This window comes from Acinetobacter sp. ANC_7634 (genome assembly GCF_056779875.1).
On record NZ_JBWYIT010000005.1, the window covers coordinates 155,383 to 169,244 of the forward strand.

At 38.4% G+C, this 13,862-nt stretch carries 12 protein-coding genes; 6 read left to right on the forward strand and 6 right to left on the reverse strand.

Going from position 1 to position 13,862, the window contains the following annotated elements; all coding sequences use genetic code 11:
• The first annotated feature begins 30 nt into the window (after window positions 1-30).
• The 4 genes from AC1M9A_RS07600 to AC1M9A_RS07615 all read left to right on the forward strand — a co-directional run bounded on the left by AC1M9A_RS07600 (window position 31) and on the right by AC1M9A_RS07615 (window position 3,726).
• Window positions 31-795, forward strand: coding sequence for a glycoside hydrolase family 25 protein (locus AC1M9A_RS07600; RefSeq protein ID WP_481609967.1), 765 nt, complete (start codon window positions 31-33; stop codon window positions 793-795).
• Window positions 796-893: 98 nt separating this feature from the next.
• On the forward strand, window positions 894-1,904 hold the full coding sequence (locus AC1M9A_RS07605; protein ID WP_481609968.1) for an MBL fold metallo-hydrolase: 1,011 nt from the start codon (window positions 894-896) through the stop codon (window positions 1,902-1,904).
• Between the two features lie 42 nt (window positions 1,905-1,946).
• Window positions 1,947-3,008 (forward strand): DNA polymerase IV, encoded by a 1,062-nt coding sequence (dinB, locus tag AC1M9A_RS07610; RefSeq protein ID WP_481609969.1) that lies wholly within the window; start codon window positions 1,947-1,949, stop codon window positions 3,006-3,008.
• A gap of 364 nt (window positions 3,009-3,372) precedes the next feature.
• On the forward strand, window positions 3,373-3,726 hold the full coding sequence (locus AC1M9A_RS07615; RefSeq protein WP_481591509.1) for a RidA family protein: 354 nt from the start codon (window positions 3,373-3,375) through the stop codon (window positions 3,724-3,726).
• A gap of 47 nt (window positions 3,727-3,773) precedes the next feature.
• Here AC1M9A_RS07615 and AC1M9A_RS07620 read toward each other — a convergent pair whose 3' ends face one another.
• Window positions 3,774-4,319 (reverse strand): DUF2726 domain-containing protein, encoded by a 546-nt coding sequence (locus tag AC1M9A_RS07620; protein WP_092767397.1) that lies wholly within the window; start codon window positions 4,317-4,319, stop codon window positions 3,774-3,776.
• A 426-nt stretch (window positions 4,320-4,745) separates the two neighbouring features.
• Complete coding sequence (locus AC1M9A_RS07625) at window positions 4,746-7,142, reverse strand: YgiQ family radical SAM protein (RefSeq protein WP_035268131.1); 2,397 nt, start codon at window positions 7,140-7,142, stop codon at window positions 4,746-4,748.
• Between the two features lie 326 nt (window positions 7,143-7,468).
• Between AC1M9A_RS07625 and AC1M9A_RS07630 the strand changes: the two genes are divergently transcribed.
• Window positions 7,469-8,494 carry an alpha/beta fold hydrolase gene (locus AC1M9A_RS07630; RefSeq protein WP_481609970.1) on the forward strand — a complete coding sequence of 342 codons (1,026 nt, stop codon included), beginning with the start codon at window positions 7,469-7,471 and terminating at the stop codon, window positions 8,492-8,494.
• 489 nt (window positions 8,495-8,983) lie between these two features.
• Entirely contained in the window at window positions 8,984-9,526 is a 543-nt protein-coding gene (locus AC1M9A_RS07635) for a type 1 glutamine amidotransferase domain-containing protein (protein WP_481597428.1), read from the forward strand.
• A 40-nt stretch (window positions 9,527-9,566) separates the two neighbouring features.
• On the opposite strand, the gene AC1M9A_RS07640 is transcribed toward AC1M9A_RS07635, so the two are convergent.
• The 4 genes from AC1M9A_RS07640 to AC1M9A_RS07655 form a co-directional block, all read right to left on the reverse strand.
• Window positions 9,567-9,878: an ankyrin repeat domain-containing protein gene (locus AC1M9A_RS07640; RefSeq protein WP_092767432.1), complete on the reverse strand. Its 312-nt coding sequence runs from the start codon at window positions 9,876-9,878 to the stop codon at window positions 9,567-9,569.
• A 30-nt stretch (window positions 9,879-9,908) separates the two neighbouring features.
• Window positions 9,909-10,541, reverse strand: a complete 633-nt coding sequence (locus AC1M9A_RS07645; protein WP_213032612.1) for a hypothetical protein — start codon at window positions 10,539-10,541, stop codon at window positions 9,909-9,911.
• 65 nt (window positions 10,542-10,606) lie between these two features.
• Window positions 10,607-11,956 carry an aromatic acid/H+ symport family MFS transporter gene (locus AC1M9A_RS07650; protein ID WP_092767403.1) on the reverse strand — a complete coding sequence of 450 codons (1,350 nt, stop codon included), beginning with the start codon at window positions 11,954-11,956 and terminating at the stop codon, window positions 10,607-10,609.
• A 372-nt stretch (window positions 11,957-12,328) separates the two neighbouring features.
• Window positions 12,329-13,579, reverse strand: coding sequence for an esterase-like activity of phytase family protein (locus AC1M9A_RS07655; protein WP_481609971.1), 1,251 nt, complete (start codon window positions 13,577-13,579; stop codon window positions 12,329-12,331).
• Window positions 13,580-13,862: the final 283 nt, after the last annotated feature.

Consider the following 13,862-nt stretch of genomic DNA (forward strand, 5'->3'; position numbering starts at 1 on the left):
ATCATATTTCGCACCAATCTTTAAGTGCTCATGAATTCAAAAAATAAGCAGCATATCTATTCGCAGAAGATTATCTTGTGGACTTCCCTTTTAGGTGCAGCCCTGATCGCACTCATGGTCGGATTATTGAGCTTTTTCTTTTTGCCGTTTCAACCAGCAACAGCTCAAGAATATCCAATCAAAGGATTTGATGTCTCACATCATCAAAAAGAAATTCGCTGGTCACAAATTCCCAAAAAGGAATATCAATTTGTCTACCTCAAAGCGACAGAAGGTGGCGACTTTAAAGATCGAAAATTTCAGGATCATTGGCTGAAAGCACGCGAGCATGGTTTTAAAGTCGGAGCGTATCATTTCTATCGACTTTGCCGTGATGGTAAAGTTCAGGCATTAAATTTCATTGATTCTGTGCCACTTAAAGAAGATGCCCTTCCTCCAGTCATTGATTTGGAATACGACAGCAATTGCATCAATACCTATAGCAAAGAACAACTGTTATATGAAATCGATGTTATGCACGATTTGCTGCATCAACATTATGGCAAACAACCTATCTTTTATGTTTCTAAAGCCTTCTATAACATCGTACTTGCGGGTGCTTTTACGGATACCCCACTCTGGGTACGTGAATACACCACTCAACCTGAATTAAAAGACAATCCAGATTGGATCTTTTGGCAATACACCAATAAAGGCAAAATTAAGGGTATTTCTACACCAGTGGATTTGAATGTATTTAATGGCGATCAAAACGACTGGATAAAATTTCTAAAATTAAATCAAATTGAGCCATAAATCTTAAGGAGTCAGTACGTTACAACTAAAGAGATCTAACAAAAAATAGAGTGCAGCTGGGCTCAAGCAAGCGAGTTACGCTTTATAAGGATGACATGATGTCGCTTAAAAAATGGATTTTAACAGTGGTTGGTCTTTTGGCTGTCACGCTCATGGCTGCGTTTTTTTATTTATGGCAACCATCAGGAAAGCTCTCCGAATTTAATCAATGGAAGGCTAAAATAGACCAACCCGTCAGTGAACAAAAATTAAATGTTCGCTTTTTTGGCGTTTCCACATTGCTATTTGATGATGGTAATTCACAAATTCTAATTGATGGTTTTTTTAGTCGACCATCTCTCATGAACATTGCTTTACAACGCCTCTCCAGTGATCAAGCACTGCTTCACAATATGATTCAGGACCATGAGCTTAAACGCCTCAAAGCCATATTGGTGACCCACAGTCACTATGATCATGCTTTGGATATTTCAGTGCTCGGAAGTTCACTCCCAAAAACTCACATCATTGGTTCGTTGAGTACACTAAATATAGCACGAGGCGGCAAAGTGCCTGAGCATCAATTGAAACTGGCTGTGCCTTTTCAAGCACTACAATTGGGTGCATTTCGTATTACGCCTATTCCCTCACAACATACGCCACCTACAGCAGTGAACAATGATTTAGGTGAAGAGATTCTGCATCCACTGCCTCAGCCAGCACGTTTTTATGAGTTTAAAGAAGGCGGTAGCTTTGACTACTTGATTGAGCACAATAATCACAAAATTTTAGTTAAAGCCAGCACAGGTGCGCTTCCTAATCAATTTCAAAAGTTAAATGTAGATGTCTTGTTTTTAGGAATTGCTCAGCTTTCAAAACAATCACCCGAGTTTCAACAGCAGTATCTCGCTGAAACCATTGATCAGTTACAACCGAAAGAAGTCATTCCAATTCATTGGGACAATTTCTTTAAACCACTTTCACAACCTTTAGAGTTTCTACCACGAATAGCAGATCATTCTCCGAAAAGCCTACAACTCGTGATTGATCATGCACAGCATCAAGGTCGAAAGGTGACTTTACTGACGGAGCCTTACGCATACCCAATAATCAGCTCAACGATGCCTTAATTATGGGTTAAAATTAAGGCATCTCATGATTGATTGAACATTTTGCGAAAGATAATTCATATCGATATGGATGCTTTTTACGCTTCTGTGGAGCTTAGAGAGCGTCCAGAATTACAACACTTACCTGTGGTCATTGCATCTCATCACCCACGGGCCGTCGTTGCAGCAGCATCATACCCAGCTCGTGAGTATGGCTTACGTTCGGCCATGTCGATGACACAAGCCAAAAAACTTTGCCCACAAGTGATCGTCATTGAGCCAAATTTTTCTAAATACCAACATGTGTCATCCCAAATTCATGAGATATTTCAAAAATATACCAGCATCATCGAACCCTTATCGCTGGATGAAGCATATCTGGATGTCACTGAAAATTTACAGCAGATCCCAAGTGCTACTGAAGTTGCGATGCATATTCGTGATGAAATATTTCAGCTTACTGGATTGACCGCCTCAGCAGGCGTTGCACCAAATAAGTTTTTAGCCAAAATTGCATCTGATTGGAATAAACCGAATGGCATTTGTGTGATCAAACCCAATCAGGTGCAACAGTTCATCTATGATCTTCCACTCAAAAAAATCCCTGGTGTAGGAAAGGTCACACAGGAAAAATTAAAAGCTTTGCAACTCGAAAAACTCGGGGATTTACAGCAAGTCGAAGAAAACTTTCTCACTCATCATTTCGGAAAATATGGCAAACAATTATTTCTCTATGCTCAAGGGATCGATGAGCGACCTGTTCAAAGCGAACGCCAAAGACAGCAAATTTCTAAAGAAACCACGTTTGATGAAGATCTTTTTTTAAACCAATGTGATCAATTTTGGACTTCACTGCTTTCTCGTGTTTGGCAAAATCTTCAAAACAAGGAAATGATCGCTAGAGGTATCAGCGTCAAACTCAAACTTAAAAATTTTCAAGTTTTACAACACTCTAAAAGCTTTAAACAACCTTTCAATCACATAGAGGATTTGCAACTGGCACTCAAATTATTGTTAATGGAAATGAATATTCCTGATGAATATCAGTTTAGACTCATTGGTGTTGGGGTGTATCAACTTTCAGAAAAACAACAAGACACGCAACTCAATTTATTCGGATTGTAAATTTCGTCTAGTTTTCATGCAAAAGAACAAAATTAAGTCAATTTTTTTCGCCTTTTTTTCCTTTTTAGAGTAATCTAATCGCGCAATACATTTACCCATGTGTCTGCTGAGATGTTGTTAGAAGACCTATATCTAACACATTTGTCCTGTGATTGGCGTGACAATCCATCCGAATATTACAGGGCACTCTAATCTGAATGGGTACAATGTCTTTTTCCTCCAAATATTTCTGATCTCCTCCCATAAAAATAAACTTTCAGAGATACAGCAATTAAACCGAATTTATAGTTCCACTTACCCTATACTTTCTAAATCCTATACGGCATTTCATAATCTATATTTATATCTATAAGGGATGAGCTTTATGTCTGTTCAACGTTTACACGTTCAAAAACGTTTTTCTGAGGTTGCTATTTTTGGTCACTTCGTTCATCTGGCAGGTCAGTTAGCAGAAGATACGTCTCTCGACATTCGTGGACAGTCACAACAAACCTTTGACATTATTGACCGTTTATTGGCTGAAGCAGGTACAGATAAAAGCCATATCATGTCTGTGACAATTTATCTAAAAGATATTGACAAAGATTATGCAGCATTCAATGAAGTTTGGGATGCATGGGTTTCTGATATTCAAGCTCTACCGCGTACATGCGTAGAGGCTAAACTGTATCATCCCGATGTTCTTGTTGAGCTAACGGTAATTGCCGCGAAACCTTGATAAAAAAAAAAAGCATGCCTGAGCATGCTTTTTTATTTCAAAGATGATTAGCTAAATGCGCGAATATCTGCCAATCGCCCAGCACTATACTTTTCTAATTTATGCTCAATCACGGATTCATCTCCCCATTCAATTGGCATATCCTCAGTGTATTCATCCAAAAAATCACGTCTTAACTGCACATATTCTGGGACAGCATGGTAAGAGATCACTTTGTATCCCGCGGTTTCAAGTAATGCATTTTGAAACTGTAAAGTATGTCCACGTTTGAATGAAAATTTATCTTCTAAACTGACAATGGCAAGAACTTTACAATCCTTATTCATCACCACAAAATCAGCAAACATTGACTCATATTTACGGCGTGTACGCGGTAACTTTGTGGTCAGTAAGGCGTCAAAAGAGACATGTGCCAAAATATGCGCATTTGGCATGATTTCTTTAAGACGATTGAAAGTTACTTGCTGATAGGGGCTAAACACTGCTCTTTGACGGAGCATGCTATCAGAGGGTTGTTGATGCTTTAATCCTTTATAAGCAATGAACAACACCACAGCGAGTATGATCACACTCGCGATGATCATGATATCCATGACTAGTATCCTTATTTGAATTCTTATCGTTAATTTCTTTTTTAAACTACTTCAAAAAACACAACTTTTATTATTGTTTCATTATGCTGATGTTATACCGCATAGTCCAAGTGAAAAGCGCTTCAGACCAAGCTTATATTAAACATGTTCTGCACTTATTGGCTATAGTTTAAAACATGAACCACATCACACTATTACATAATTGTTGGACAATGATGAAAATTTCATTTGAAGATAATACAATATCACCTGAAATGAAAAGCTCAAAACCTCACTAAACTACTAATTTAAATGATTATTTTAAAATAAAAAAGAGACTTACCCAAATCAAGCCCAATATTTCGATAAAATGAGCATCATCGAAAATATTGTATAGAAAATGTTCAAAAAAGGACGCCGCAGCGTCCTTTTAAAAGAAATTATCATTTATGCACGAGACTTGGGTTTGGATTTACCCTTAGGTTTCCCCTCGCCAAAAGGTTTTTTGCGATCTCCAGTCTCACGTGGTGGCAAACCAGTGTGCTGTGTCAAGATTTGGCCTTTCTTCGGACGATTATTTTGTCCTTGTGATTGACCACGATTAGCGGTTTGACCCGTACGTTTTTGTGAATCACCTGCAACAGTTGAATTTTTCTTACGTGCAGATTGATATTGACCATCCGTGCCCTGAGGCTGATACGTCGGAATCAAATGTTGCTTAGAATTACCAATTAAGTCCTGACGACCCATTTCTTTCAAAGCTTCACGCAGTAAAGGCCAGTTATTTGGATCATGGTAACGTAAGAAAGCTTTATGTAAACGGCGGCGTTTTTCACCTTTTACAATGTCGACATCTTCAGTATAACGTGCCACTTTCGCAAGCGGATTTTTACCGGTGTAGTACATGGTGGTCGCAGTTGCCATTGGTGATGGATAGAAGGTTTGTACTTGGTCAGCACGGAAACCATTCTTTTTCAACCAAATTGCAAGGTTCATCATGTCGTAATCGGTTGTACCCGGATGCGCCGCAATAAAGTAAGGAATAAGATATTGTTCCTTACCTGCTTCTTTACTAAAACGATCAAACATTTGCTTAAAGCGGTCATACGTCCCAATACCCGGCTTCATCATTTTATTGAGAGGGCCTTTTTCGGTATGTTCAGGTGCAATCTTTAAGTAGCCACCGACATGATGCGTGACTAATTCTTTGACATATTCAGGGTTCAATACTGCAAGGTCATAACGTAGACCCGAACCGATCAAAATCTTTTTAATACCTGGTAAAGCACGAGCTTTACGATATAACTGCGTAAGAGGAGCGTGATCAGTATGCAAGTTTTGACAAACACCTGGGAACACGCACGATGGCTTACGACAGTTCTTTTCAATTTCTGGATCTTTACATGCCAAACGATACATATTGGCTGTCGGACCACCTAAGTCCGAAATAATACCTGTAAAGCCTGGCGCCGTATCACGAATCTTTTCAACTTCACGTAAGATCGATTCTTCAGAACGGTTTTGAATAATTCGACCTTCATGCTCCGTAATCGAACAGAAGGTACAACCACCAAAACAACCACGCATGATGTTCACGGAGAATTTGATCATGTCAAACGCTGGGAAACGCGCATCTCCATAAGATGGATGTGGTAGACGTGCATAAGGCAAGTCGAACACATAATCCATTTCTTCTGTGGTTAGTGGGATTGGCGGTGGATTAATCCAGACATCACGCTCACCATGCTTCTGCACGAGTGCGCGCGCATTCCCTGGATTGGTTTCTAGATGCAAAATACGGTTTGCATGGGCATAAAGCACTGGATCATTGGCAACTTCTTCAAAAGAAGGCAGACGAATCACAGCCAATTCACGTGGTGGCAATTTATGTTTAATCGCCTTAGATGATGGCTGTAACTGCACGATTTGCGTATCTGCATCCAAATTGTCGCCTTCACGAACAATCGGATTGCTGACCACTTCTTTTTGGAAATTCTGATACTGCGTTAAGCTGTTGCCTTTGTCTTTCTCAATTTCACAGCCATCAATATCTTCGGTCATCACATATGGATTGATGATTGGATCAACACGGCCTATGGTATCGACATCATTTGATGCGATCTCAACAAATTTAGCTTTCGCTGCACGGTTATGCTTATTAATAATAAATGCAGTACCACGAACATCAGTAATGTCTGTAATTTTTTCGCCTTTGGCTAGACGGTGCATCACTTCAATGATTGAGCGTTCACCATTACCATACATCAATAGATCTGCTTTTGAATCCATTAAAATAGAACGACGAACTTTGTCAGACCAATAGTCATAATGCGCAATACGACGTAATGAGCCTTCGATACCGCCTAGCAGAACAGGAACATCAGGGAACGCTTCACGACAACGTTGACAATAGACTGTTGCTGCACGGTCAGGACGTTTATTCGGTTGGTTATCTGGAGAATAAGCATCATCTGAACGGATCTTACGGTCAGCCGTATAACGGTTGATCATAGAGTCCATGTTACCTGCCGATACGCCCCAAGCAATATTTGGTTTACCAAGTACACGGAATGCTTCAACATTCGTCCAGTCTGGTTGGGCAATAATACCAACACGGAAACCTTGCGCTTCAAGCACACGGCCAATGATACCGGTTACAAATGATGGATGATCGATATAAGCATCACCACAAACAAAAATAAAGTCACAACTATCCCAACCGAGTTGGTCCATTTCCTCGCGTGACATCGGCAAAAAAGGCGCGGGTTCAAAACAAGACGCCCAATATTTGTCGTAATCAAACAACGCTTTTGGCGCAGTCTGAGCGGTATAAGCAGTAGACATGGCTAGCAATTCTCGGCTGGCAGATGGAAGATCAAAAATTAGATCAAAGATGAAAGCCGATCATTTTACCATGAATTCAACTCAACTTGCTTGATTAAAAAACAATCAAATACAACTGCTTAAATTTTCTATTCATCACTGATGACCTAAGACCTAGTTGTGTACACTTAACATACAACCAAATCTAAACAAAAAATAATATGCATTTAATTTCAGTAACTTGAGCTTAGCAATTGACTCGATTCCTTTACGACTGATGATTTGGGTAATAAACAAAGTTGCTTTTCATTTTTATAGTGTTTGAAAAAAACGAAAGGCGTTTAATCGTGCTCAAAATAATACTCACAACCGTTGCCACCATGATGGCTTTATTAATTTCCAATTTGGCTTGGACTCAAACTAAAATTCCACAGTCTTACCAGCAACAAGCAGCTTGGCAACAATTACAACAAAGACTCCCTTCGAAGTTTCGTATCAATGACCAAAACAAACCACATGAGTACTACTGGAGTTGGAATGATTACCGTGTACATGTCGATGCTTATCCCAATACTAAAGCGCCAGCCAAAGTCATTTTATTACATGGCGTAGGTACAAATGGTCGTCAGATGAGTTTAATTCTTGGGCGTCCACTTGCCCAAAAAGGGTATGAAACCTTCGCATTGGATTTACCCGGTTATGGTCTGACGCAATACCCTTCAAAAAAAGAAATTCGTTATGATCATTGGGTGAAATTGGTCAATGATTTTGTGAACGAACAAGCGCAAAAAGATGATCGTCCTATTTTCCTTTATGGACTCTCAGCAGGTGGAATGATCACGCTACATGTGGCCATGCAGAATCAACATGTCGATGGCATCATCGGAATGACCTTTCTCGATCAAGAATTTAAAGACGTTCAAAAAGGAACCATGCGTTTTAGTGCTCTAAGCCCTGTTCTTTTGCCAAGTATGAAAGCAGTTGCACATACCCCTTTTAAGCAAATCACCTTACCTATGTCCTTGGTCTCAAAGATGTCAAAACTCACCAATGACCCTGAAGCCCTACGCATCATGCTGGCTGACAAAACATCTGCAGGTAATAGCATGAGCGTGGAGTTTTTAAACAGCTATATGCATTACCAAAAACCATATCCTTTGACTCAGTTTAATCAAGCACCTGTGTTACTGACCCAACCTGAACAGGATCAATGGACTCCTTTAAAATTGAGTCAACCTGTTTTGAAACAGTTGAAAGTACCTTATCGTGTGATGAGTTTACAAAATGGCGGGCACTACCCTGTTGAGCAACCTGCATTAGATCAGCTGGTAAAATACAGTGATCAATTCATTCGTGAAAATTTACAACGCTAAATTGATCTATTGAGCGATAAATGAATCACTTAGACAGTTTTGTAAGCATTTTCCTACAATCATCTCTTCTATTGTCGGCTATGCATATCAACGTCACTGCACTATTCTTAAACCATCAGGAAACAGGAAGTTTCCCAAACAAAAAACAACAATAATAAGTTTGAGCATCAGGACGTGAGGTACGACAGGAGTTATACCTAAAAGCAGCCGATACGAAGAAAAGCCCATCAGGAAGATGGGCTTTTCTTTTTCTTAGACGTAGAATTTTTTAAGCACACTACACGTTGTCACGCTTGTAAAACAATTATTCATCATGCTTTTTCGCTTTCACAACACTTTCATGCATTCCATTTGTTAGTTTTAAAGTGTGTCACGCAACAACTCTGACTGTAATTTCCAAAGTGCAAGCAACTTATGCTGTTCCTACAATACGGAATAGCCTAGTGCAAACGGCTTGCATACAAAATTTTAAAGATTGAGGATGTGAACATGGCAAAAGCTTTATTTATTACTGCAAATTTTGGTGTTGAAAAAGATGAATTAATCAAACCCTTAGCATTTTTAAAATCAAAAGGGATTGAAACCTATCATGCTGCTGAAGAAAAGAAATCTGTTCAGACTGTGGTTGGGGATCAAGAGCCTTCTGATCAAGTTCAACCTGATTTAAGCTTCGATGAAGTCATCGCAAATGACTATGACATCCTGATTATTCCTGGGGGAACGGTGAATGCGGATAACTTGCGAATTCATCCACAGGTTCAAAAATTGATTCAAATTTTTGCTGACCATCAAAAACCAATCGCAGCTATTTGTCATGCGCCTTGGACATTAATTGATGCGCAACGTATCAAAGATAAAAATCTGACGTCTTATAAGTCAGTAAAAATTGATTTAGAAAATGCAGGCGGTAAATGGGTCGATGAAGAGGTGCATCGTTGTAATACTGGCGGTTGGCCGCTCATTACTTCACGTTGTCCTGATGATATTCCTGCATTTAATGAAGCCATTTATAAAGAATTGACGCAGTCTTAAAAGATTAAAACCCCTTTTTAGGGGTTTTATTTTGTATGTTTTACAGACTTTTTAAGTAATCTACGATTTCTTGCTCGCCTGCCATTTCAGCGAGTTCTAATGCAGTAAATTGACCTTTGTAAGCAACATTTGCACCTTTTGCGACTAGCAGTTGTACTACATCTAAGTACCCATTCTCTGCGGCTGCTTGAAGTGCGCTATAACCTTCATCATCAATTTGGTTTACATCAGCTCCGTTGTTTAAAGCTGTTTCAACTTCTGTGATTTCGCCTAATGAAGCCCAATAGATGAGTTCAGGAAGATGAAGTTCGCTATCATCGTCAGGGATTGGGGAGAATGAGTTAAGTTTCATGTCTTGTTCCATAATGAAAAATTCGTTTTTTCATTTAGTTTGAGTAGATAAATATAAGTCTTTCATTTCTGCTGAATCAGACATAAACCATTCTATCATTTCCCAATTATCTAATTCAGTCGAAGCATTACCCATGCTTTTTCTAATTGCCAATAACATTTCAGATAACAAAGAAATCCAGACTGATGTTTGGACTAACACATGCTCAGGGGAATTATCTTTCATCTTGTTATAAGAATAAGCATGCTGCATCAAGGCATTGTAAGCACGAATTACCGAATCATCAGCAACTAATGAAAGCTTAAAAGCAATTTTACGATAGTCTACACTCAGCATTCTTCCGATACTTAATTGATCCTTAGTCTTTCCCTTATATTTTGGATCTGAATTAAAGATAGCATCACTTGTGAACATAATGATGAACGGCTCTAATAATAAATTATATGTTTCAATTCTATCTACATGTAATTTATCTTCTAACTCTTTAATGCGTTCTAAATTTTTTAATTCTAAATCTGTATTTTTTTCGACATTATTTTTTATATGCCATCCAACGCCAGTTAATGCTAAAACTAGCAAAGGTGTTAATGTATTACTTAAAGCCACAACATAATCTATCCAATCTTTTTCCATATCAATGATAATAATTTTAAATATTATCATTATATTAGCTCCTGCTACTTTAATAAAAAAGCCCCCTTACGGAGGCTTTTAAATCATTCAATTATTTAAGCTTTGGCAATACTTGGCTGACTTGAACCAATCTTTTCAGATTCACTTTCATTCATAATCAGAGCCACTGCAATTGCGGTAATCAACACAGGTAAACCTACTGCCATAAAGTTAAAATGCGCTGGTAAGTTCATCCCTAATAAGCCACCAATCAAGATTGGACCAACAATTGCTCCCATACGACCAATCGCAGATGACCAGCCAATCCCTGTTGAACGAACTGCCAATGGATAGTACTGAGCTACGTAGCTGTATAACAACATCTGTGAACCAATCGATGCAGCACCTGCCAAGAACACCAAGATGTAAAGTAACAGCATATTCGACTGGAAGCCCATTAAGCTCATCACAATCGCACCCATTAAACCCAAGAACATCAATACAGGTTTTAAATGGTAACGGTCTGCCAAGATACCACCGCCAACGATCCCCACTACCGCTCCAACATTCATGACCATCATGAACATTAAGCTATTATCCATTGAGTAGCCCGCAGCCATCATCAATTTCGGTAACCAGCTGCTGAGTGCGTACATGGTTAATAAGCATGTAAAGAATGCAACCCAGAACAACAATGTATTTACAGCGCGACCGCGACGGAACAAGCTGACAACAGTTGCCGATTCAGGCTCATCTACTTGATCAAGCTCGAAAGTTGTATCTTTCTCAACTTTTACTTTAGGTTCAATCTTCGCCACAATTTGACGAGCTTCTTCCTGACGATTTTCTTTTACGATGAAAGTTAAAGACTCAGGTAAGAATTTCCAAATAATTGGAAGTAAAAGTAATGGAATACCTGCGATAAAGAACATGATTTCCCAACCAAAACTTGGTGTAAACCATGAACCTAATAATGCAGCCATCACACCACCTACCGCATAACCACTAAACATAGTAGTTACCAAGGTGCTACGCATTTTTTGAGGTGCATATTCTGAGGTCAAAGCCACAAGGTTTGGCATAACACCACCAATCCCTAAACCTGCCAAGAAACGCAAAATACCGAACTCAGTTGGATTGGATGCAAAACCACCCGCAAAGGTTAATCCACTGAATAAAATAATACAGATCATAATGACTTTTTTACGGCCAATTTTATCTGCTAAAGAACCAAAAATCATTGCGCCAAACATCATCCCTGCAAGTGCAGTACTTGCGAGCATGCCTGCTTGAACAGCACTTAAACCCCATTCATCCATCAATAATGGTAAAACTACGCCATTAATTGCTAAGTCATAACCATCAAACAGGATAATGAGTAAACACCAAGCGACAACATTGAAGTGAAATGGTGTGAATTTAGCATGGTCAATAATTTTATTGACGTTCATTGCTTGCTGTGACATTCCTCACCTCCTGTGAGAGATCGTATTTCAATAATCTTTAAGCACGATCCAACCAACTTTGAATTTAATTGTTGTGAGCCACGCATCAAAATTGTGTGCTTAAAGTCTGTGAGGTAAATTTCACATAATTCTGTGTTAATAAAAATTGAACGTTAGTCTAAAATCCAATCAAAATTAGGCTTTTTATCTAAATATCGCATTAGACCAAAGTTTGTTTGACTTACGAAAATCAGTGTTTCCATCATTTTATTGGTGAGTAATGATGATATCTCGCTCAAATACGAATTTATTAAATTACTTATTTCATTATGATATTTTTCACTTAATTTAATAAAAAACCTCATAGATCAAAATCCATGAGGTCTCGAACAATTAATATAACTTTTTGTCTAATTTAATCTGAATAATTTCATTATCATCTGCAAGTTTTGCATTACGTCCACTCGAACCAGGGAAATTATTGTCATTCAACACTGTGATTAAATCAGGTCCTTCAATCACAATATCTTCAATGGTAAAGAATGGAAAACCGAAACGCTCACCCGTCATAATATCGCCCTCACGTGGCGTACCATATAATAGATTTGGATTCGCAATATCCATTAAATTGACCAAGTCAGTCTTATTAACCAACCTCTTCGGTTCATTCAGTTGTATGCGAACTAATTTCTTGAAACCACCAATATTATTTTCAGAATCATCGCGCTCAATCACAACACCTTCATTTTGACTAAATAACTGGAAATCACCAATTGCTGTTGCTTTAGGGTCGAGCTCAAAATAGTAATGGTCATTTGTATATGCTTTTTTAGCAATATCAAATTTTGAAATTAATAAATGTCTTTGCACATTCTTGCTTAATGGTTTTTCCAGCATTGGATATAAATATTGACCATCTGGAGAAATAGCCATGCCTTCAAATCCACCACTTCTTTGCACGAGCGCATTTTCTATTTCAGCCGCACTTTGATGAAGTTGATTTTGTGGAGATCGAAGCTCCTCTCCTTCTTTTTCAGGATGAGGCAATGCAATCGGAGCACTCTTTAAAACACCATCAGCACTAAAATGCAGTAAAAATGGACCGAATTCATCTCCTATCCAAATATCGCCATTTTTATCACGCTGTATAGATTCCGGATCAAAATCAGCACCTGTTAAAAGGCGTTCTGGCGTACTCTCATTGACAATTTTGAACGGTACTAACTTATTCGGATCACGAAGCTGTATATGAGACAGTACTTTAACGTTATTTGAGTTGGTCTTAGCAGTTCTAAAATCTACTGAAATATTATAAAGACGTAATAGGTAGTCTGCTGAGTTATCTTGTGCCCCAAATCCATTATCAGACATTACAAGATACGTTCCATCAGCATTTTTTAATGCCCCAGAAAATCCTTGAACTGGCTGACCTTTAAATGGTGGATAAATACCATTTGCACCTTTAACATAAAGTCCCGAATCTGGTCCATCGGCATAGGTAGCTACATCAAGCTTTGCAAATGAAACAAGTGTAGGTTCCTTTATCTGATTTTGTTGATCTGAGGTGATCTTATCATCAGAATCATTACAACCGCTAAGGGCTAAAAATGACAATAGTACTGTGCTTAAAAGTGTCTTGTTCATAAATCCATATGTATCACTTAATTAAGGACTCATGATTAAACGGCATGATGGTGTCATTCCTCTGACAGATCAATGAAGATTTGATGAAGGCTTTTATTATTAGTTCCTCACTATATAAAAATCTTTATCAGTGAGTTCTAAAATACATTTCCCTTTATATTTGTATTTATATCTTTATTTCAATTTATATATATAAAAAAACACCCCCTTGTATTGAAGGGGGTGTTTAGAATAATGAGCTGGCGATGACTTACTCTCACATGGGTAACCCCACACTACCATC